Here is a 20,421-nt window from a genome sequence, read left to right as displayed (position 1 = left end):
GGGTAAATCCATTACCCCTATGGTAAACGAGTTATTTATATTGGATTTTAGATAAATATGTCAATTGTGCACTTTAATAAAATTTTATCTTTCTGACGCAACATCCGTCCAACGGACCGTCAGGCAATCAACCTTCCGTCGGAAACGCTTTTTTCTTCAGTGACTTGGCAAAGCCCACGGGATCTTTCATCGGATCATGCTCGGCCGCTGCTTCGCGCGCTGAGTCGCTGAGATGCCGCCCGGCATTTTCCAGCTTCGGCCGGGCACGCTCATAGGCTTCGGCGGCTATATCGGCAGCCTTCTGCTGTATCTCGGGATTTTGCGCGACCCTGCGGGCCGCTTCCCAGAGGAGACGTCTTACGACCATTAAAGCGCTCCTTTCCAGCTCGTACCGCTAGCGCCCACCATATCCCGTCACGCCGAATTTCGCCGCAACCTTCTCGATCTCCTCGTCCGGGAGGATCGCCGGCTGGCCGATCTGCAGGGCCCGCCAGTACATCGCGGCGAGCGTCTCTGCTTCGACGGTCAGCGCCAAAGCCCGTTCCAGATGCGGACCGAGCACAATCAGCCCGTGATTACCAAGAAGACAGGCCTTGCGCCCCTCCAGCGCCTTCAAGGCATGGTCCGAGAGCTCCTGAGTGCCGTAGGTCGCATATGGGGCACAGCGAATCGTCGGGCCGCCGAAAAGCGCGATCATGTAATGGAAAGCCGGGATCTCACGATGGAGACATGCCAGCGTGGTGGCGAACATACCGTGGGTATGGACGATCGCGCCCGCATCCTCTCGCGCCTTCATGATATCGAGATGAAAGCGCCATTCGCTCGACGGCTTGTGCTTGCCCTCGACCTCGCCCTTCAGATCCATCCGCACGATGTCTTCCGGCCTAAGCCGGTCATAGCGGATGCTGGACGGCGTCAGAAAGAAACCTTCCTCCCGGTCCTCGCTTACCCGCACGCTGACATTGCCGGACGTGCCCTGGTTCAGGCCCAGCTCGTTCATCTTCAGACAGGTATCGATCACTTCCTGCCGGAGCGCCCGCTCGGCCGCCCCCATACGCTTCGCCATCAGTCCTCGCCCGCCTGCCGCATTTCCGGAAACAGTTTCAACAGTCCCTCCTCGCTCGCCTCGGCACAGCCACGCTCGGTCAGCAGCCCCGTCACCAGACGCGCCGGCGTGACGTCGAAAGCCGGGTTCGCTGCGGGACTGGTCTCCGGTGTGATCGCCACCGTCGCAACCTCGCCGGATGGCAACCGCCCGGTCATCTCGGTGACTTCCTTGGCACTGCGCTCCTCGATCGGAATATCGCGGACACCGTCGGCGATCGTCCAGTCGATGGTCGGCGACGGCAGGCCGACATAGAACGGCACACCGTTGTCATACGCCGCCAGTGCCTTCAGATAGGTGCCGATCTTGTTGCAAACATCGCCCGCCCGCGTGGTCCGGTCCGTGCCAGTGATCACCAGATCGACCATGCCGTGCTGCATGTAGTGACCGCCGGCATTGTCCACGATCACCGTATGCGGCACGCCGTGATTGCCGAGTTCCCAGGCGGTAAGGCTGGCGCCCTGGTTGCGCGGCCGGGTCTCGTCGACCCAGACATGCACCGGAATGCCCGCATCGTGCGCGAGATACATCGGCGCCGTCGCCGTACCCCAATCCACCGTCGCCAGCCACCCGGCATTGCAGTGGGTCAGGATATTGATCGTCTCGCCGGGTTTCTTCTTCGCCTGAATCTCCTTGATGACGGAAAGGCCAGCCTCCCCGATGGCGCGGTTTATGCCGACGTCCTCGTCGCAGATCTCGCCTGCAAGTTTGAAGGCTGCATCCGGACGCGCCTCAGGTGCCAGCGGGCCGAGCTTCCTGCGCGCGGCATCCAGCGCCCATCGCAGGTTCACCGCCGTCGGTCGGGTCTCGTAAAGCCGGTCATAGGCGTTCGAAAGCCCGGCATCGGAAGCGTCCGCACGCATCGCCAGCCACATCCCATAGGCCGCTGTCGCGCCGATCAAGGGGGCGCCGCGCACCAGCATCGCCTTGATCGCATGCGCCGCATCGGCGAGCGTTTCCAGCCGCGCGATCTCGAAAGAATGCGGCAACTTGGTCTGGTCGATGATCTCGACCGCGTCCCCGCCCTCCGCAGGCCAGATCGTGCGATGCGGCTTACCGTCGATTTTCATGAATGCGCTCCCTATGGCATTGGCCGTCCGTGGCGTGACTCCGGCGGGTGGCAATGATAAAACCCCGCCTGCCGGAGCACCATCCCGCTTTCCGGTCCCGTTCGTACCCTATCGTCATCCGAGGATAAATATGATCCCGCGCTATTCCCGCCCCGAGATGGTCAAGATCTGGGAACCCGAGAACAAGTTCCGCATCTGGTTCGAGATCGAGGCCCATGCCTGCGACGCACAGGCCGAACTCGGCGTAATTCCTAAGGAAGCCGCCAAGGCGGTCTGGGAGCGCGGCAATTTCGAGATCGAGCGGATCGACGAGATCGAGCGCGAGACCAAGCATGACGTCATCGCTTTCCTCACCAATCTCGCGGAATATGTCGGCGACGAAGCCCGCTTCGTGCACCAGGGCATGACCTCGTCCGACGTGCTCGACACCTGCCTCGCCGTGCAGCTGACTCAGGCCTCCGACCTGCTGCTGAAAGATCTGGACGCCCTGCTCGCCGCGATCAAGAAGCGCGCCTTCGAGCACAAGATGACCCCGACGGTCGGCCGCAGCCACGGCATCCATGCCGAGCCGGTGACGTTCGGCGTTAAACTGGCCGGCTACTACGCCGAGTTCGCGCGCAACAAGGTCCGGCTTGAAGCCGCCCGGGCGGAGATCGCGACCTGTGCCATTTCCGGCGCCGTCGGCACCTTCGCCAATATCGACCCGCGCGTCGAAGAGCATGTCGCCGAGAAGCTCGGCCTCCAGCCGGAGCCGGTCTCGACCCAGGTGATCCCCCGCGACCGCCATGCCGCCTTCTTCGCGACCCTCGGCGTTATCGCCAGCTCGATCGAGCGCCTGGCGACCGAAATCCGCCACCTGCAACGCACCGAGGTCCGCGAGGCGGAAGAATATTTCTCGCCCGGCCAGAAGGGCTCCTCGGCGATGCCGCACAAGCGTAACCCTGTGCTGACCGAGAACCTGACCGGCCTCGCCCGGCTGGTGCGCTCCGCCGTGGTGCCGGCGATGGAGAATGTCGCGCTCTGGCACGAGCGGGACATCTCACACTCCTCCGTCGAGCGGATGATCGGCCCGGATGCCACCGTGACCCTCGATTTCGCCCTCGCCCGCCTCACCGGCGTGATCGACAAGCTGCTGGTCTATCCGGAAGGCATGCAGACCAATCTCGACCAGCTCGGCGGCCTGATCCATTCCCAGCGTGTTCTGCTGGCGCTGACCCAGGCGGGAATGAGCCGCGAGGACGCCTACAAGGCCGTGCAGCGCAACGCCATGCCGGTCTGGCTCGAGGGCAAGGACTTCCTCGAACTGCTGAAGGCGGATGGCGAAGTGAAGGCATGTCTGGACGATGCCGCGCTTGAGGCGCTGTTCGATCTCGGCTACCACACCAAGCATGTGGATACGATCTTCAAGCGGGTCTTCGGCGAGGTCTGACCCCTGCGGACACATGCTGGAATCAAAAACGGCGCCCTTATGGGCGCCGTTCTCGTATCGGATGACTGTCGGCGCGAGCCCGATCAGCCCTCGTTCTTGACCTGCTCGACCGCGAGCGCGGTGAATTCGTCGATCTTGTTCCGCAGACGATGCTCGGAAAGATCCGCACCGGTTCCTTCGACGCTTTTCAGCACGAATTCCACGACATCGTCGACGCCAGGCTTTTCCATATCAGCGGCGACCACCTCCCGCGCATAAGCGTCGGCGTCCGGGCCGGTCTTGTCCAGAAAGGTCTCCGCGACCCAGAGACCAAGCAGCTTGTTGCGGCGGGCGCTGGCCTTGAACTGCAGCTCAGCATCCAGCGCGAACTTTGCTTCTTCGCCCTTCTGGCGTTTGTCGAAACCTGACATCGATCGAATACTCCCTCGTCTCAATCCCGATCAATTGACAGCCAATCGCTCCGTACCAGATTGCGGCAGGGTCAAGCGCGGCCCTTCAAAATCGGCGGCAACCTATCAGGCGCAGGCCCATCTGTTAACTGGCAGATTGCCGCAATTCGCCCAGTTGTCAAAAAATGTCTCCGGGGCGTAGGGTCTCGCCCATGTGCACCCTTGTTCTCCTGCGCCGCCCGGGCGCCCCCTGGCCGGTTCTGATCGCCGCCAACCGCGATGAAATGCAGTCCCGCCCCTGGAAGGCTCCAGGCCGTCATTGGAGTGACCGGCCCGAAACCCTCGCCGGCCTGGACGAGCTCAGCGGCGGCTCCTGGCTCGGCGTGAACGATCACGGGCTGGTTGCCGGCATTCTCAACCGCCGGGGCTCACTTGGTCCGGCCGCCGGCAAGCGCAGCCGGGGCGAAGTTGTGCTCGAAGCGCTGGAGCATGCGGAGGCGGAAACCGCCGCAAAAGCACTGGGCGAGCTGGAGGGCTCCAGCTATCGCAGCTTCAACATGCTTGTCGCCGACTCCGAGAAGGCTTTCTGGATTCGCAACGAGGATCGGGACGACGGGGACATCGACGTCTTCGAGGTCCCGGAAGGGATCTCCGTCTTCACCGCCTACGACGTGAACGACCCGGAGAGCGCACGCGTCAGGCGGGCCCTTCCGCGGTTCCGCATCGCCGCGGCACCCGATCCGGAAACCGGCCACTGGTCCGCGTGGGAAAATCTTCTGGCCGACCGCACCCGGGGCAATCCAGCCGACTACGGTTCCGCGATCAATCTCGACAATGGCGAGGGGTTTGCGACCGTTTCCTCTTCACTGATCGCATTGCCCGCAGATCCGGGGCGCGATCCCGTCTGGCGTTTCGCTCCGGGCAAACCGGACGAAGCCGAATATGAAACCGTCGACCTCGGGGTCGGCTGACCTCTCCGCAGCAAGGGAAAGAGAAATGGCGGATGCGATTGATTCGGGTCGGGACAGTTTCGGAGCGCGCGGCGGGCCGGTCGACGTGTTTTATCTCCCCGAGGGCACCCACCGGCACCCGACGGTCAGCCACGGAGACGGCGTCTATCTCTGGGATACGGACGGCAAGCGTTATATCGACGCCTGTTCGGGACCGGTCACGACCAACCTCGGTCATCGCAACATGAGGGTGATCGAGGCGATGCGCGCGCAGGCAGAGAAGATCTGTTTCGCGGCCCGGCAGCATTTCGAGAACGAACCGAACATCGCACTTTCCGACCTCGCCACAGACCTTGCCGGGCCGGGCTTCGAACGCGCCTTTTTCGTGTCCGGCGGCTCGGAAGCGACCGAAGCAGCCATCAAGCTTGCCCGGCAATATGCCGTCGCGCGCGGCGACGCCGGGCGTTGGAAGGTTCTGGGACGCGATCCCGGGTATCACGGCGCCTCGCTCGGTGCAGCGTCCGTCACGGGCGACCCGACTTCTGAGGCCGTCTTTGCCAGTGTCATGCAGGTGATGCCGAAGGTCCCGGCTCCGTTCACCTACCGGCTGCCGGAGAATCACGATACCGACAGCTACGCGCGCCACTGTGCCGCCGCGCTGGAAGCCACGATTGTCGCAGAAGGCGCTGAATCTGTGCTCGCTTTCATCATGGAACCGGTCGGAGGCCTCGCGACCGGAGCCCTCGTGGCGCCGGATCATTATTACAGCGCGGTCCGGGAGATCTGCGACCGGCATGGGGTCCTGCTGATCTATGACGAGGTCATGAGCGGCGCCGGACGTACCGGAACCTTCCTCGCCGCCGAACACTGGCCGGACTCCCGGCCCGACATCGTAACGCTGGCCAAGGGGATCGCCGCCGGATACACGCCGCTCGGGATGGTCCTAGCTCCGTCAGAGATGGTCGACACAGTCGCCCGTTCTGGCGGGTTCCTGCACGGACACACCTACGTGGCCAACCCGCTAAGCTGCGCCGTGGGGCTCGCGGTCCTCCGGGAGGTGGTCGATCGCGACCTGATGTCAAACGCGGCGGCGATGGGAACGTATCTGCGCAAGCGCCTCAGCGAAGTCCAGGAGACGAGCCGCATCCTGGGAGACGTGCGCGGACTCGGCCTGCTGAATGCGATCGAGATCGTGACAGACCGGGACAAGAAAGAAATTCCGGACGCCGCGCTTCGCGCCTCTACCCGGCTGACCGAAATCGGTATGGGGAATGGATTGCTTCTCTATTCCCGGCGCACCGCGAACGGCAAATACGGCGAGTGGCTGATGCTCACGCCGCCGCTGATCGTTTCGGAAGAGGAAACCGACGAGATCGTCGAGCGCCTGGCGAAGACACTCACCATCTATGAAAGCGAAATCATAGCCTGACAGGGAAACCCGGCCGGGACGGGCAAGGGCCCGTCCCGGCAAGGGATTACATGGAGCGGACCTTGACCAGGAAATCCTCGACCCGCTGGTTGAGTTCCCCGGCCTGGGAGGACAGGGACTGAGCATATGTCAGCACGCTTGCCGCTGATTCCCCGCTCTCGTGCGTCGCCTGCGCGACCCCGCTGATATTGACCGTCACTTCCTGCGTTGCCGCCGCCTGCTCTTCCACCGCGGTCGCGATCGACCCGCCGATCTCATTCACCTGCGTAATGATCTGGGCGATCTCGCCAATGGAATTGGCCGTCGTTTCCGTCGAGTCCTGGATCCCCTTCACCTGCAGGGAGATCTCTTCCGTCGCGGCCGCAGTCTGATTGGCCAGGCTTTTCACCTCGGAGGCGACCACGGCAAATCCCTTCCCGGCCTCGCCGGCTCGCGCGGCCTCGATCGTCGCGTTGAGTGCGAGGAGATTTGTCTGCTCGGCGATATCGGCGATAATTTTCGTGATCTCGCCGACCTTCTGCGCTGCGCTCAGCAACTCGGAGACCATTTTCTCCGACCGGCCCGCAGCGTCGACCGCGTTTCCGACCGCCCGTGTCGACTCCTGGATTTGCCGCGAGATCTCGTTGACCGAGGCCGAAAGCTCTTCTGTCGCAGAGGAAACAGTCGCGGATTGCTGGTTGGTTTGCTCCGCGTTGGCAGCGAGGGTCTGCGCCGTCATCTCAAGATCGCCAGAGGAGGTAGAGACGTTCTGCACCATTTGCTTCACGCCCTGCTCGAAATCTCTGGCGAGTTGCGCGTTCTCTTCCTTGCGGCCGGTCAAGTCGGTCGCAAATTTGACGACTTTGATCGGTTTTCCGTTCGGGTCGAAAATCGGATTGTAGGACGCCTCGATCCAGACTTCCTTGCCGCCTTTACCGATCCGCTTGTACTGACCCGCCTGGAACTTGCCTTTGCGGAGCTCTTCCCAGAACGTCCGGTACTCGGCGGTTTGCGCCAAACCGGGCTCGGCGAACATGCTGTGATGCTTGCCGACGATTTCCTTGAGACCATAGCCCATCGTCTTCAGGAAATTTTCGTTGGCCGTGACGATCGTACCGTCCAGTTCGAACTCGATCACCGCTTGGGAGCGGTCGATCGCGTCGATCTTACCTACCAGATCGGCGTTCTTCCTGATCTGCTCCGTAATATCGGTCGCGAATTTGACGATTTTATACGGCTGGCCCGTGCCATTCGAGACCGGATTGTAGGAAGCCTCGATCCAGACTTCATTTCCGCCTTTCCCGATCCGCTTGAACTGGCCCGCTTGGAACTTTCCGCCCCGAAGCTCCTCCCAGAACGTTTTGTATTCCGGGCTCTCCGCGTAAGCTGGTTCGGCGAACATGCTGTGATGTTTGCCAACGATCTCCTTCAGTTCGTACCCCATCGCCGTCAGGAAGTTCTGATTGGCGGTGATGATCGTGCCGTCAGGCTGGAACTCGATAATCGCCTGGGATTTATCGAGCGCGGCAAGTTTTGCCGCCGCATCTCCCCGCGAGAACATGAAAGACATGACCGAACTCCAAATTGGAATAAATGACGCCGCGGACTTTTTCCTAAAACTCGAAACGAAACCTTAATTGTCACATTCAAATATGCATGCGATGATATTATTCTTGGTTAATTATCCATTCATATTAACGCATGACTCTTTTTTATTTACGATTAACGAGAAAAACTCTCCGGAATATTGTTATTAACATTAACTAACCGTCAAACGGGAATCATCCGCATCCGGCACAAACAGAGAAGCTCAACAGCCCCCGTGCAGAGACGGGGAGCCCGGGCGTCAGGCGTGGCAGGAGGACGGAGCCTCTTCCCCGATTGTCATTGCCCGGCCTTGTGTTTATATGGAGCGCGCATTTCCTGCCGCTGCGGCGCGCAGGGCCTCCGCATCCCGGAAACCTTCCGCCAGACCTATGAGGCGGGGAACCCATGGCACGACGCAGAAAACTTTACGAAGGCAAAGCCAAGGTCCTCTATGAGGGCCCGGAGCCTGGAACCCTGATCCAGTATTTCAAGGACGACGCTACCGCCTTCAATAACGAGAAGCAGGGCACGATCACCGGCAAGGGCGTTCTGAACAACCGCATCAGCGAGCATCTGATGACGAAGCTCGCGGAGATCGGCATCCCGACCCATTTCGTCCGCCGTCTCAACATGCGCGAGCAGCTGGTACGCGAAGTCGAGATCATCCCGGTCGAGATCGTCGTCCGCAACGTCGCCGCAGGATCCATCGCCAAGCGCTTCGGGATCGAGGAAGGCACCGTGTTGCCGCGTTCGATCATCGAGTACTATTACAAGTCCGACGAACTTGGTGACCCTATGGTCGCCGAAGAGCACATCACGGCGTTCGGCTGGGCCACCACACAGGATATCGACGACATCATCGCCCTCTCTCTGCGGGTGAACGATTTCCTCACGGGCCTCTTCATCGGCGTCGGCCTCCGTCTGGTGGATTTCAAGCTGGAGTTCGGCCGGTACTACACCGAAGACACACTGCAGATCGTCCTCGCGGACGAGATCAGCCCCGACAATTGCAGGCTGTGGGACGTCGAGACCAACGAAAAGCTCGACAAGGATCGCTTCCGCCGCGATCTCGGCGGCGAGCGGGAAGCCTACCAGGAAGTCGCCCGCCGGCTCGGCGTGCTGCCGGAAGCCGGTCCAATGGACCTCAAAGGCCCCAAAGCCATTCAATAAGCCGCATGTCGGCACCCCGAGCGAAACGAGATTGGTGAAAGCATGAAAGCCACTGTCCATGTCACCCTGAAAAACGGCGTCCTCGATCCGCAGGGCAAGGCCATCGAGCACGCGCTCGGCGCGCTCGGTTTCGCCGGGGTCGACCAGGTACGCCAAGGCAAGTTTCTTGAGCTGGAACTCACGGAGACCGACCGGGAAAAGGCCCGTGCGCAGGTGACTGACATGTGCGAGAAGCTGCTCGCCAATACAGTGATCGAGAATTACACGGTCGAGATCGAGGGCTAAGTCCGGCGCCGTGCCCGCTCAACACATTCTCAAGCTCTCCGACGTCCCGCACCATCTCGACACTGTGGTCCACTGGAACCACGAACAGTGGGGTAGAAAGTCAGGTCGCACGCTGCAGAACTCTGCGGACTGGTTTCGCCAAATCATGCGGAATCCAAGCGAGGACTGCATGGTGATGATCTCCGGAGACAAGGTTATCGGAATGGCCTCTCTGGTGGACCATGACCTGGAGTCGCGGCAGGACCTGAGGCATTGGCTCGCAAGCGTCTATGTGGTGCCGGAGCAGAGAGGCAACGGCGTTGCCGGCGGCCTGGTCGCCGCAGTCGAACGTGAGGCGGCTTTGCGGGGGATTCCGCTGCTGCATCTCTATACCGAGAACGCCGATGCCCTATACGAAAAGCTCGGATGGAGCGTTTCGGAGCATTTCATGCTCGACGAAGACCGGTTCACCCTGATGATCAAAGACCCGGCAGACTAACTCTCACTGATCGCGTACTGGTTTTTGCCGCCTTTCTTGGCGACATACATGGCCTTGTCCGCGCGCTTGATCAGCGTATCCGGCGTATCGGACGCGCCGTTGAAGAAAGCAATTCCGATGCTCGCGCCGATCTTCGCCCTGCCGTCGGGAAAAACGAATTCTTCCTCAAAGCAGCCGAGCAAACGGTCGGCCAAGGGCGTAACCGCATCCCGGAAACCGAGCCCCCAGAGCACGACCAGGAACTCATCTCCGCCGATACGCGCCACCGTGTCGACCTCGCGGAAACATTGGTTCATGCGGCCCGCCACCTCCTTCAGCACCAGATCTCCGGCATCGTGACCGAAGGTGTCGTTCACCGCCTTGAAGCCATCGAGATCGACATAGAATACGGCGGTGAGCGTCTGGTCGCGCTTCGCGTTGGCCATCGCGAGCTGCATCCGGTCCATGCAAAGCCGGGAAGTCGGCAGCCCCGTGAGACTGTCGAAATTCGCCAGTTCGGCCATCTTGCGCTCGGACTCGGACAACCGGATCGCCAAGCTTTCGAGTTCCGCCGCCTGCTGCGCCATGCGATCTTCCCGGTCGCGCAGTTCCAGGATCTGGATTTCAAGCTCTTCTCGGCTGCGGATCTGCCTGCGCTCGAGCTCGATCCTGTCCGTGATCTCATAGAGCCAGCTGAGAACGCAGTCCTCCCCATCATATTCGAACGACCTGCACGACAGGAGCACCCAGAACGGCGTCCCGTCCCTGCGGACGAACTCAACTTCCTCGTTCTCGATCGCGCCCTCGCGCCGCATCCGCTCAAGCAGCTGATCGCGAAGCTTCGAATCGGCGTAATGGGTACCCGCGTGCGTCTCCGCCAGTTCTTCGGCCGAGAGGCCGCACATTTCCTGGATCTTCCGATTCGAATAGAGCCGCCGCCCATCCGGCGCGATGATGTTCACGCCGACCGGACTGTGATCCAGAATCTCGCGCACGCGCTGCTCGTGGCTGAGTGCTGCCTGCTCGGCGCGAACATGCCCGGTGACATCGTTGAAGGTGATCAGGTAGCCGATCTCGGGAACGGCGTTACCGCGAACCTCCTGGACGGTCTCTCCGACGGCCAGCCGCTCCGGCCCGAAACCGCTATCCGCGGAAACCCGCTCCGGGATCGCGGAGTCCGGATCGGCGGCTGAGATGATGAACTCGAGCTCCTGCCCGATGGGCGAAACCGCGCAGATTCTCTCGAAAAGAGCCTCGAACCGGGGATTCGCAGCGATGACGCGGCGGTGCCGATCTATGACCAGCAGCCCCTGCCCCATAGCGTCCAGAACGGACTGAAGAAGCGGAAGGCCGTCAACCGCCCTCGCTCCGATCTGATCCAAAACCACGCCCCCGCCTTTCACCAGCGCCCCAACATACACTGGTATTGGAATATATATTCTTGCCGTAATGGACGCGGCGTCAATCCGCATCTGCGGTTGCAGTTCAGTCTCCAGTCTTTTGTCCCAAATGGCCTGCGACGGATGCAGTCTCCGACGCTGCCGTGATAACATCGTGAACGCGGCGACATGGCTTGCGCTCGGCAGCCTCCTCCCTTACTTTCCGCCGCGCCGACCCAGCCCCAATCGAGAGGCCCCGCGTTGAAATCAGCGATCATCGTCTTTCCCGGCACCAACAGAGAACGCGACATGGCCGTCGCCCTCGAACAAGCCAGCGGAAAAGCGCCGCACATGGTGTGGCATAGAGACTCGGACATCCCGGATGTGGACCTGATCGTGGTCCCCGGCGGTTTCTCCTACGGCGACTACCTGCGCGCCGGCGCCATTGCCGCCCATTCACCGGTGCTCAGGAACCTGAAGGAAAAAGCCGACAAGGGCGTTCCGGTCATGGGCGTCTGCAACGGATTCCAGGTGCTGACCGAGACCGGCCTGTTGCCGGGCGTACTGATGCGCAATGCGGGCCTCAAGTTCATCTGCAAGAATGTCGGCATGAGGGTCGAGACGAGCCAGTCGCTCTTCACCGGCGGTTACGAGGACGGCCAGGTGCTCTCCATTCCCGTCGCCCATCACGACGGCAATTACTTCGCCGACGAGAAGATCCTCGACGAGATCGAGCAGAACGGCCAGGTGGCCTTCCGTTATGTCGACGAGAACGGCCAGACGACGGCGGGAGGAAACCCCAACGGATCCATCCGCAACATCGCAGGCGTCTTCAACAAGGCGAAGACGGTGCTCGGCTTCATGCCGCACCCGGAAAACGCAATCGACAGCGCGGTAGGCGGCACGGACGGCCGCGGCCTCTTCGACGGACTGGTGAGGGCCCTCTCTTGAGTATTTCCAACGTCGCCATCACCCCGGAAATCGTCGCCGAGCACGGCCTTTCCGAAGACGAATACGCCAGCATCCTGAAGATCCTCGGCCGCGAGCCGAACATGACGGAGCTCGGCGTCTTTTCCGCCATGTATTCCGAGCACTGCTCCTACAAGAGCTCGAAGAAATGGCTGAAGACACTGCCGACCGAAGCGCCGCACGTGATCCAGGGGCCGGGCGAGAATGCCGGCGTGATCGACATCGGCGACGGCGAGGCTGCGGTCTTCAAGATAGAGAGCCACAACCACCCGAGCTTCATCGAGCCCTATCAGGGCGCGGCCACAGGCGTCGGCGGCATCCTGCGTGACGTCTTCACCATGGGCGCGCGGCCGATCGCCAACCTCAACGCGCTGCGCTTCGGCAGCCCGGAGCATGCCAAGACGCGGCACCTGGTCGGCGGCGTGGTCGCGGGCATCGCCGGCTACGGCAACTGCATGGGCATTCCGACGGTCGCGGGCGAGGTGAATTTCCACCCGGCCTATAACGGCAACATCCTGGTCAACGCGATGACCGTCGGCCTCGCGCCGGCGGACCGGATCTTCTACTCGGCCGCCGCCGGCGCCGGGAACCCGGTGATCTATGTCGGCGCCAAGACCGGCCGCGACGGCATCCACGGCGCGACCATGTCCTCCGCCGAATTCAACGAGGATTCCGAGGAGAAGCGCCCGACAGTACAGGTCGGCGATCCCTTCACAGAGAAGCTGCTGCTGGAAGCCTGTCTCGAGCTGATGGCCACCGACACGATCATCGCCATCCAGGACATGGGCGCGGCCGGCCTCACCTCTTCCGCGGTCGAGATGGCTGGCAAAGGCGGTCTCGGCATCGAGATGGACCTCGCCAAGGTGCCGGCCCGCGAAGAGAAGATGACGCCCTACGAGCTGATGCTCTCCGAAAGCCAGGAACGGATGCTGATCATCCTGAAGCCGGGTCCGGAAGCCGAGGCCGAGGCAAGGGCGATCTTCGACAAGTGGGAACTGGATTTCGCCGTGATCGGGCACCTCACCACCACCGGCAACCTGGTGCTGAAGATGGGCGAGGAGACGGTCGGCGACATTCCGATCGCCCCGATGGTCGCGGAATCCCCGGAATACGACCGGCCGTGGCAGCCGACCCCGGCCGCACCGGTGCTCGATCCCGCCTCCGTCCCTGCCCCGGCGAGTCTGACCGGCGCGCTGAAGGATCTGATCGGCAGCCCCGATCTCTGCAGCCGGCGCTGGGTCTGGGAACAGTACGATCACCTGATCATGGGTGACACCGCGATCCGTCCGGGCGGCGACGCCGCAATGGTCCGGGTGCGTGACAGTAAGAAGGGCCTTGCGGTCTGTGTCGACTGCACGCCGCGCTATGTGAAGGCGGCGCCGGAAACCGGCGGCGCCCAGGCCGTCGCCGAGACTTGGCGCAACATCACCGCGACCGGCGCAAAGCCGCTCGCCGTCACCAACAACATGAATTTCGGCAATCCGACCAAGCCGGAGATCATGGGCCAGTTCGTCGGCGCCATTAACGGCATGAAGGCCGCCTGCCTCGCCCTCGACTATCCGGTCGTCTCCGGCAACGTCTCGCTCTACAACGAGACCGAGGGCAAGGCGATCCTGCCGACCCCGGTGATCGGCGGCGTCGGCGTGATCGCCGATATCGCCAAGCGCGCCACCGTCGCCTTCAAGGAAGCGGACGAAGCAATCGTCGTGATCGGCGAGACCACGGGCTGGCTCGGCCAGTCGATCTATCTGCGGGAGGTCGAAGGCCGCGAGGAAGGCGCCCCACCGCCGGTCGACCTGGCTCTGGAGAAGAAGAACGGCGATTTCGTGCGCGGCCTGATCGAGGCCGGCAGCGTCACCGCCTGCCACGATATCTCCGATGGCGGCCTCGCCGTCGCGCTTGCCGAGATGGCGCTCGGCGCGAAGGGACTCGGCGCCGAAGTCGTCCCGCAGGACGGTCTCGCAGCCCATGCCTGGGCCTTTGGCGAGGACCAGGCGCGCTATGTCGTTACCGCGAAAGATGCGGATGCGGTGCTCAGAGCAGCGGAGAAAGCAGGCGTTTCCGCAAGCGCGATCGGACGGACGACCGGAGACGGCGAATTGAAACTCTCCGCCGGTGACTCCATATCGGTCTCAATGCTACGGTCGGTCTTCGAGGAGCGGCTGCCGGACTACATGGCCGCCTCCTGAAGCAAAAGAACGAAAAGACAGGGACAGATACGCATGGCAATGGAAGCCGGAGAGATCGAACGCCTCATCAAGGAGACGTTCCCCGATGCCGAGGTCACGATCGAGGATCTGCGCGGGGACGGAGATCACTACGCCTGCCATGTCCTGTCCTCCGCCTTTGAAGGCAAGACGCGTATCCAGCAGCACCAGATGGTCTATGCGGCCCTGCAGGGCAGGATGGGCACCGAACTGCACGCCCTCGCGCTGCAGACCGGCACACCCAGCTGACTGCAATCTGCTACACTCTCTCAACCGAACGGCACACGGACCCAGGAAAGGACCACGCCATGCTTGACGACAACACCCGCCAGCGCATCCAGGACGAAATCGACTCGACCGACGTGGTCCTGTTCATGAAAGGCACCCCGGTTTTCCCGCAATGCGGCTTCTCCGCCGCCGTGGTCGGCGTGCTCAGCCATGTCGGCGTCAAGTTCAAGAGCATTAACGTGCTCGAGGACCCGGCGGTCCGCGAAGGCATCAAGGAATTCTCCAACTGGCCGACGATCCCGCAGCTCTACGTGAAAAACGAATTCGTCGGCGGCTGCGACATCATCCGCGAGATGTACGAGACCGGCGAGTTGCTCGAGATGCTCAACACCAAGGGCATCGACGTCCAGATCGGCGAGGAAGCGTAAGCCCTCCCACCCAAAACGTTCGTCATCCCCATCCCCACGCAAGTGGGGACCCAGAGAGCGTGGAACGGTGACCTGGAACCCTGGGTCCCCGCTTTCGCGGGAATGACGACTTGAAGAATTGGGCCGGCAGCGATGCCGGCCTTTTCTATTCCTCTACCCGGCCATACGACGGAACTTCCGGAACAATCGCCCGTCGATCGCCAGCAGGCCAAGCGCGATCAGCCCCATGCCGCCGGCGTGGCTCGGTCCGAGCGTTTCGTTCAGGAACAGAACCCCGAGCAGGATGGCCCCGACCGGGACCAGCAGGGTGACAAGCAGCAGGTTCGTCGCCCCCGCCCGCTTCAGCAGCTCGAAATAGAGGATATAGGCGAAAGCGGTCGAGACGAGCGCGAGCGTCACCAGAGCGGCGACGGTGTCGAGGCCGGGCACGGGCAGCGTCCAGGGCCGGTCCACGAGCAGCGAGACTGGCAGCAGCATCAGGCTGGAGGCGGTGACCTGCCCGGCCGCGGTCTGCGCCGGATGGATCCCCATCGCCTTGAAGCGTCGCCCGAAGACGCCGCCGAAGGCGTAGCTGAGCGCCGCGCCGATCAGTGCGAGCTGGCCCCAGAAAGTACCGGAGATGCCGTCCGCCAGATCGGAGCCCAGCATCAGGGCGACTCCGCCGAAGCCGAGGGCGATGCCGAGCAGGCGCAGCGGGGTGATGCGCTCGTCGTCGGTGAGGAAATGCGCCACCAGCACGCCGAAGACCGGTGTCGAGGCGTTCAGGATCGAGGCGAGACCGCTCGCGATCTGGGTCTGCCCGTAGACGATCAGCGAGAACGGCACCGCGTTGTTGAGAAAGCCCATGATCAAAAAGGCGCGGAGGATCTTCCAGTCGCGCGGCATGCCGAGACCGAAAAGCGGCAGCAGGAGCTGCATGGCGAGCGCGGCGATCCCGACCCGGCAGAGCACGATGGTGAAAGGCGGGATCGCGTCGATCACCAGTTCGACCAGAAAGAAGGAACTGCTCCACACCGCAGACAGCAGGATGAGCAGTCCCCATTCAGCCGGGCCCATGGTCAGGTTCACTTTCGCATTCATCGCCGTCTCGCGTTTCGGAACGTCATTTGGGGCCGGAAGACATAGCGCGGCGAACAAAGGAGTGCCGCCGCATTACAGGCACCGAAAGGACGTCTAGGCGATCGGAGCGCAAGCGAAACTCCGTTTCTTGCGCGGCCATTGCCCCTTGCCTATTCGGCGATTGAGCCCGCCCTCCCGCGCGGATACTCTGGCCGGTAAAAATCAGCCGGAAACCCTAGGGAGAAACGCCATGCAGGCCCGCGAACAGGCGCCGGAGATCCAGCCGGTCCTCGACCAGCTCCGGGAGCGCTTCGGCGACCGCTTTTCCACTGCCCCCTCCGTGCTCGAGCGCCACGGCCAGGACGAGAGCTACCACACCCCGATGCCGCCGGACGGCGTGGTCTTCGCGGAGAGCACCGAAGAAGTGGCCGAGGTGGTCCGGCTCTGCGCCGCGCACCGTATCCCGGTCATTCCATTCGGCACCGGCACCTCGCTTGAGGGCCATATCGGCGCTCTCTCCGGCGGGATCTCGATCGACTTATCGCAGATGAACAGAATCCTGGAGGTGAATGCCGAGGATCTCGACTGCCGGGTGCAGGCCGGCGTCACGCGCAAGCAGCTCAATACCCATCTGCGCGACCAGGGCCTCTTTTTCCCGATCGATCCGGGCGCCGACGCCTCTATCGGAGGCATGGCGGCGACCCGCGCCTCCGGCACCAACGCGGTGCGTTACGGCACGATGCGGGAGAACGTGCTCTCGCTGACCGTCGTCACCGCTTCCGGCGAGATCATCCGGACAGCCCAGCGTGCCCGGAAGAGCTCGGCCGGCTACGACCTCACCCGCCTCTTCGTCGGTTCCGAGGGCACGCTCGGCGTCATCACCGAGGTGGCGCTGAAGCTCTACGGCATCCCAGAGGCGACCTCCGCCGCGGTCTGCCAGTTCGGCGACCTCGAGAGCGCGATCAGCACCGTTATCCTGACCATCCAGTCCGGCATCCCGATGGCGCGGATCGAACTGCTGAACGACAGCCAGATGGAAGCCTGCATCCGTTTCTCCGGGCTGGAAGGCTACGAGAAGAAGCCGACCCTGTTCTTCGAGTTCCACGGCAGTGAGAGCGGCGTGAAGGAGCAGGCCGAAGCGGTCGAGGCGATCGCTGGCGAGTTCGTCGGCAGCGCCTTCCAGTGGGCGGAGAAAGCCGAAGACCGCAACAAACTCTGGGAAGCACGGCACAATGTGCATTACGCGATCAAGTCGATGCGGCCCGATTGCGAGGTGATGGCGACGGACATCTGTGTGCCGATCTCCCGTCTCGCCGAGGCAATCCTTGAGGCTGAAAAGGATCTCGCCGCGACAGGGCTGAAGGCCGGGATCGTCGGCCATGTGGGCGACGGCAATTTCCATGTCGGCTATTGCATCAATCCGAAGAGCAAGCAGGAGGTCGAAGCCGCCAAGGGCCATAACGAGCGCATGGTGATGCGCGCCATCGCCGCCGGCGGCACCTGCACCGGCGAGCACGGCGTCGGCCAGGGCAAGATCCGCTACATGGAAGCCGAGCACGGCCCGGCGCTGGCCGCCATGAAGGCGATCAAGCAGGCGCTGGATCCGCAGAACATCATGAACCCGGGCAAGATCCTGCCTGCCTGAGCCCTCCACCCGGACAAAAGAAAAGGCCGCCATCCAGCCGGATGGCGGCCTTTCTCTTCGAAGTGAGAGGCGATCAGGCCATCAGCATACCAACGCCGATCGCGGCGGTCAGGCCGCCGACACCGCGTGTGACCGCGAGGGCGAGCGTGCCGCGCTCGGCGAACAGCTTCTGCAGGCCAAGGCCGGCACCGAGACCGGCGACATGCAGCAGCGCCGTCGCGGCGACGAAGCCCGCGCCGTAGGTCAGCGCAGTCGCCGCGCCGATCTCGCCGCCATGGGCATGGCCGTGAAACAGCGCGAAGAGACCGACCACGGCAGCGCAAACACCAGCCGGCAGACGGACGGCGGCCGCGACCAGCAGGCCGAGGGCGACGACGGAAGCGAGAATCGCGGGCTCGACGAAAGGCAGCGCGACGCCGGAAAGGGCGAGAACAAAGCCGAGCGCCATGCAGCCGACGAAGGCCGCCGGCACGCCGACGAGCGCGCGGCCACCGATCTGGAAGGCCCAGATACCGACGGCGATCATCGCGAGGATATGGTCCGCACCGAACAGCGGATGGGAGAGACCGGCCGCGAAGGAGCCATGCGCGACGGGATTGAGATGGGCGAAGGAAGTGGAGGTGCCCGCGAGAAGGATTGCGGCGCCGAGGGCGATGGCTCTAAGCATGAATGATGATCCTTTGTTGAAGTCGATCCGGCGCCCCGGAATGGGTCGCGCTTTGCTATCGTTGCACAGCAGCATTTCTTAACCAAGAGGCCTGTTCCATGACCGACACCCTTCCGGAAATCCGCGCCATTCTCGAAGCCGCGCCCTATCCGTTCGAAGTCATGGAATGCGATCCGGAGCTCGCCGACACTGCGGTTTTCTGCGAGCGCTACGGCAAGGCGCCGGAGGATTCGGCCAACACGATCGTGGTACGCTCGAAAACCGGCGAACTGAAATACGCCGCCTGCATCGTGCTCGCGACGCATCGACTCGACGTGAACAAGGTGGTGCGGAAGAAGCTCGGCGCCCGGAAGGTCTCCTTCGCCAGCGCCGAGGAGACGCGCGAGCTGACCGGGATGGAAATCGGCGGCGTCACCGCCCTCGCCCTCCCCGCCGACCTGCCGCTCTGGATCGATGCCGACGTGATGGCGCGGAAAGAGATCATTCTCGGCGGCGGCAACCGCAGTTCGAAGCTGATCGTCGACCCGAAGCTGCTGCTCGACCAGCCGGGCGCGGAAGTGGTCGAGGGACTGGCCAACCCATTTCCGGCCTCTTTCTAGATCGTCATTCCCACTTGCGTGGGGATGACGACTGATAGAAAGCAGGCGACAAACTTGAAGTGCAACAGGTCGCCGCGAAACCAGCCGGCGCATCCATCTTCCCCTATCCTCGCTCAAACTCAGGGAGGGCCACCCATGGAAATGGACTGGCATGCGGAACGTACGGATCTCGCCAATCTGGCCTTACTCGATACCGAGCATGCGGGCGAGCCGATCGATCTCGTCGCGGTCCGCGCCTACCGGCTTGGCCGTGTGCGGTCGGAGATGGCGAAGCGCGGCATCGCGGCCTGCGTACTGCACGATCAGGTCAATATCCGTTATGCCACCGGCGCACGGAACATGCAGATCTTCAGCTCCCGCAATACCGGCCGCTATCTTCTGCTGACCGAGCGCGACGCGATCCTCTACGAATTCACCGGCGCGATGCATCTGGCAGACGGGCTGGAGACCCTTACCGGGGTCCGCCCCGCGATCACCGCGAGCTTCGTCGCCGCAGGCGAGAAAATCGCCGAGAGGGAAAGCCTCTGGGCGCGCGAGACCGCGGCCGCGCTCCGCGAACTGGTCGGTGCGCGCGCGACGATCGGTGTCGAGCGAATGAATGCGGGTGCGGCGGCCGCTCTGGCGGCGGAAGGTTTCCGGCTGGTCGACGCGCAGGAGCCGGTCGAGATGGCGCGCTGCATCAAGTCGCCGGAAGAGATGAAATGCGTGCGCGCCTCGCTGCGCGCCACCGAGAAAGGCGTGGAGCGGCTGCGTGCCGCGATCCGGCCCGGCCTGACGGAAAACGCGCTCTGGTCCGTGCTGCACCAGGCGGTCATCGCGCAGGACGGGGATTATATCGAGACGCGGCTGCTCAATTCTGGGCCGCGGACCAATCCGTGGTTTCAGGAAACCGGCCCCCGAATGATCGGAGAGAACGAACTGATCGCGCTCGACACCGACGTGGTCGGCTGCCACGGCTACTATGCCGACTTCTCCCGTACCTTCCATGCCGGCCCCGGCGCGCCGAGTGCCAAGCAGCGTGAGCTCTACAGGACGGCGCACGAGCAAGTGCATTTCAACATGGGCATCATCGAGCCCGGTATGAGCTTCCGCGACTATGCGGAGCGGGCCTGGGAGATCCCCGAGAAGTATTTCGCCAACCGCTACTACCTCTCCTCCCACGGCGTCGGCATGACCGGGGAATATCCCTACCTCTACCACCGCGCCGACTTCCCGGACGCCGGATATGACGGCGTGATCGAGCCCGGCATGACGCTCTGTGTCGAGAGCTTCATCGGCGAGGAAAGCGGCGGCGAGGGTGTGAAGCTCGAGCAGCAGATCCTGGTTACGGAAAGCGGGATCGAACTGCTCTCGCACTTCCCATTCGAGGATGCGCTCCTGGGGTGACGGC

General features: G+C 62.9%; 21 protein-coding genes. 13 read left to right on the top strand and 8 right to left on the bottom strand.

Annotated elements, in window-relative coordinates; all coding sequences use genetic code 11:
• Window positions 1-127 precede the first annotated feature (127 nt).
• From NUH88_RS20190 to mtnA, 3 genes are read right to left on the bottom strand one after another with little or no spacing between them, the layout of a single operon-like run.
• The gene (locus NUH88_RS20190; protein WP_257768528.1) at window positions 128-367 is read right to left on the bottom strand and encodes a hypothetical protein; all 240 of its coding nucleotides are present in this window, start codon (window positions 365-367) and stop codon (window positions 128-130) included.
• Window positions 368-394: 27 nt separating this feature from the next.
• The gene (locus NUH88_RS20185; RefSeq protein WP_257768527.1) at window positions 395-1,066 is read right to left on the bottom strand and encodes a class II aldolase/adducin family protein; all 672 of its coding nucleotides are present in this window, start codon (window positions 1,064-1,066) and stop codon (window positions 395-397) included.
• The gene (gene mtnA, locus NUH88_RS20180; protein WP_257768526.1) at window positions 1,066-2,175 is read right to left on the bottom strand and encodes an S-methyl-5-thioribose-1-phosphate isomerase; all 1,110 of its coding nucleotides are present in this window, start codon (window positions 2,173-2,175) and stop codon (window positions 1,066-1,068) included. Before mtnA ends, NUH88_RS20185 begins: the two co-directional genes overlap by 1 nt.
• A gap of 130 nt (window positions 2,176-2,305) precedes the next feature.
• On the opposite strand from mtnA, the gene purB reads away from it, so the two are divergent.
• Window positions 2,306-3,604 carry an adenylosuccinate lyase gene (gene purB / locus NUH88_RS20175; protein ID WP_257768525.1) on the top strand — a complete coding sequence of 433 codons (1,299 nt, stop codon included), beginning with the start codon at window positions 2,306-2,308 and terminating at the stop codon, window positions 3,602-3,604.
• Window positions 3,605-3,687: 83 nt separating this feature from the next.
• On the opposite strand, the gene NUH88_RS20170 is transcribed toward purB, so the two are convergent.
• Entirely contained in the window at window positions 3,688-4,014 is a 327-nt protein-coding gene (locus NUH88_RS20170; RefSeq protein ID WP_257768524.1) for a DUF1476 domain-containing protein, read from the bottom strand.
• Window positions 4,015-4,205: 191 nt separating this feature from the next.
• Here NUH88_RS20170 and NUH88_RS20165 point away from each other — a divergent pair, with 191 nt between their 5' ends.
• Both NUH88_RS20165 and NUH88_RS20160 read left to right on the top strand, forming a co-directional pair.
• Window positions 4,206-4,964 carry an NRDE family protein gene (locus NUH88_RS20165; RefSeq protein WP_257768523.1) on the top strand — a complete coding sequence of 253 codons (759 nt, stop codon included), beginning with the start codon at window positions 4,206-4,208 and terminating at the stop codon, window positions 4,962-4,964.
• A 25-nt stretch (window positions 4,965-4,989) separates the two neighbouring features.
• Window positions 4,990-6,372, top strand: coding sequence for an aminotransferase family protein (locus tag NUH88_RS20160; RefSeq protein ID WP_257768522.1), 1,383 nt, complete (start codon window positions 4,990-4,992; stop codon window positions 6,370-6,372).
• A gap of 46 nt (window positions 6,373-6,418) precedes the next feature.
• On the opposite strand, the gene NUH88_RS20155 is transcribed toward NUH88_RS20160, so the two are convergent.
• Window positions 6,419-7,921 carry a methyl-accepting chemotaxis protein gene (locus NUH88_RS20155; RefSeq protein WP_257768520.1) on the bottom strand — a complete coding sequence of 501 codons (1,503 nt, stop codon included), beginning with the start codon at window positions 7,919-7,921 and terminating at the stop codon, window positions 6,419-6,421.
• 422 nt (window positions 7,922-8,343) lie between these two features.
• Here NUH88_RS20155 and purC point away from each other — a divergent pair, with 422 nt between their 5' ends.
• Genes purC through NUH88_RS20140 form a run of 3 tightly spaced genes read left to right on the top strand, consistent with a single transcriptional unit; the run spans window position 8,344 to window position 9,871 of the window.
• Complete coding sequence (gene purC / locus NUH88_RS20150) at window positions 8,344-9,108, top strand: phosphoribosylaminoimidazolesuccinocarboxamide synthase (protein ID WP_257768519.1); 765 nt, start codon at window positions 8,344-8,346, stop codon at window positions 9,106-9,108.
• Window positions 9,109-9,150: 42 nt separating this feature from the next.
• A complete protein-coding gene (purS, locus tag NUH88_RS20145) occupies window positions 9,151-9,393 on the top strand; it encodes a phosphoribosylformylglycinamidine synthase subunit PurS (protein WP_257768517.1) in 243 nt (80 codons plus the stop codon).
• Between the two features lie 10 nt (window positions 9,394-9,403).
• Window positions 9,404-9,871, top strand: a complete 468-nt coding sequence (locus tag NUH88_RS20140; RefSeq protein ID WP_308220075.1) for a GNAT family N-acetyltransferase — start codon at window positions 9,404-9,406, stop codon at window positions 9,869-9,871.
• Here NUH88_RS20140 and NUH88_RS20135 read toward each other — a convergent pair.
• The gene (locus NUH88_RS20135; RefSeq protein ID WP_257768515.1) at window positions 9,868-11,232 is read right to left on the bottom strand and encodes a diguanylate cyclase; all 1,365 of its coding nucleotides are present in this window, start codon (window positions 11,230-11,232) and stop codon (window positions 9,868-9,870) included. The two genes, NUH88_RS20140 and NUH88_RS20135, sit on opposite strands and share 4 nt — an antisense overlap.
• 258 nt (window positions 11,233-11,490) lie before the next feature.
• Here NUH88_RS20135 and purQ point away from each other — a divergent pair, with 258 nt between their 5' ends.
• From purQ to grxD, 4 genes are read left to right on the top strand one after another with little or no spacing between them, the layout of a single operon-like run.
• The gene (gene purQ, locus NUH88_RS20130; protein ID WP_257768505.1) at window positions 11,491-12,180 is read left to right on the top strand and encodes a phosphoribosylformylglycinamidine synthase subunit PurQ; all 690 of its coding nucleotides are present in this window, start codon (window positions 11,491-11,493) and stop codon (window positions 12,178-12,180) included.
• A complete protein-coding gene (gene purL / locus NUH88_RS20125; protein ID WP_257768503.1) occupies window positions 12,177-14,387 on the top strand; it encodes a phosphoribosylformylglycinamidine synthase subunit PurL in 2,211 nt (736 codons plus the stop codon). The genes purQ and purL overlap by 4 nt, the downstream gene beginning before the upstream one ends.
• Before the next feature lie 33 nt (window positions 14,388-14,420).
• On the top strand, window positions 14,421-14,654 hold the full coding sequence (locus NUH88_RS20120; RefSeq protein ID WP_257768502.1) for a BolA family protein: 234 nt from the start codon (window positions 14,421-14,423) through the stop codon (window positions 14,652-14,654).
• A gap of 59 nt (window positions 14,655-14,713) precedes the next feature.
• Window positions 14,714-15,061, top strand: coding sequence for a Grx4 family monothiol glutaredoxin (gene grxD, locus NUH88_RS20115; RefSeq protein WP_257768501.1), 348 nt, complete (start codon window positions 14,714-14,716; stop codon window positions 15,059-15,061).
• 153 nt (window positions 15,062-15,214) lie between these two features.
• Here the strand turns inward: grxD and NUH88_RS20110 are convergent, their stop codons facing one another.
• The gene (locus NUH88_RS20110; RefSeq protein ID WP_257768500.1) at window positions 15,215-16,141 is read right to left on the bottom strand and encodes a DMT family transporter; all 927 of its coding nucleotides are present in this window, start codon (window positions 16,139-16,141) and stop codon (window positions 15,215-15,217) included.
• Window positions 16,142-16,370: 229 nt separating this feature from the next.
• Here NUH88_RS20110 and NUH88_RS20105 point away from each other — a divergent pair, with 229 nt between their 5' ends.
• Complete coding sequence (locus NUH88_RS20105) at window positions 16,371-17,765, top strand: FAD-binding oxidoreductase (protein WP_257768499.1); 1,395 nt, start codon at window positions 16,371-16,373, stop codon at window positions 17,763-17,765.
• Window positions 17,766-17,838: 73 nt separating this feature from the next.
• On the opposite strand, the gene NUH88_RS20100 is transcribed toward NUH88_RS20105, so the two are convergent.
• Entirely contained in the window at window positions 17,839-18,432 is a 594-nt protein-coding gene (locus NUH88_RS20100) for a HupE/UreJ family protein (RefSeq protein ID WP_257768497.1), read from the bottom strand.
• Between the two features lie 98 nt (window positions 18,433-18,530).
• On the opposite strand from NUH88_RS20100, the gene NUH88_RS20095 reads away from it, so the two are divergent.
• Entirely contained in the window at window positions 18,531-19,031 is a 501-nt protein-coding gene (locus NUH88_RS20095; protein WP_257768495.1) for a YbaK/EbsC family protein, read from the top strand.
• Between the two features lie 135 nt (window positions 19,032-19,166).
• Window positions 19,167-20,417, top strand: coding sequence for a M24 family metallopeptidase (locus tag NUH88_RS20090; protein ID WP_257768494.1), 1,251 nt, complete (start codon window positions 19,167-19,169; stop codon window positions 20,415-20,417).
• Window positions 20,418-20,421: the final 4 nt, after the last annotated feature.

Origin of the sequence: Nisaea acidiphila, assembly GCF_024662015.1 — a bacterium.
Classification (GTDB): domain Bacteria; phylum Pseudomonadota; class Alphaproteobacteria; order Thalassobaculales; family Thalassobaculaceae; genus Nisaea; species Nisaea acidiphila.
Note: the sequence above shows the minus strand (reverse complement) of the source record. Positions and strands in the feature narration are given on the sequence as shown.